Raw genomic sequence first — 388 nt, forward strand, 5'->3', positions numbered from 1 at the left:
GTGGAAGGGCGGGTAGGGGACCTCGCCCCGCGCAGCGGCACCAGCACCCGCAGCGGCACCCGCACCCGGAACCACCGGCGGCCCGGACCGCGTCACAGCCCACGACGGGAGGGCATGGCATGCCCATGGCGAACACACGGGGGGCCGGGAGGGCATGGACTACCTCGACCTGGGCCCCGTCCGCGTGTCCACCACCCCCCGCACCCCCGCCCCCGACCCCGACCGCTACCAACTGGCCCTCGTCACCGGCGACCTCGTCCTCTGCGACACCGCCCACCCCTACGAGGCCGCCACCCCGGCGACCCGCACGGTGGTGCTCCAACTCCCCCGCACCGCCCTCCCGTTCCGCCCCGAACGGGTGGACCGGCTGCTGGCCCAGCGAATCCCC

Annotated in this window: 1 pseudogene; it reads left to right on the forward strand. The window is 76.0% G+C overall.

Annotation, left to right across the window (positions count from 1 at the left end):
- Positions 1 to 154: 154 nt before the first annotated feature.
- Positions 155 to 388, forward strand: a pseudogene (locus tag VR44_RS15580) (AraC family transcriptional regulator); the annotation flags it as partial.

It is taken from the genome of Streptomyces katrae, from assembly GCF_000966975.1.
Lineage (GTDB): Bacteria > Actinomycetota > Actinomycetes > Streptomycetales > Streptomycetaceae > Streptomyces > Streptomyces katrae.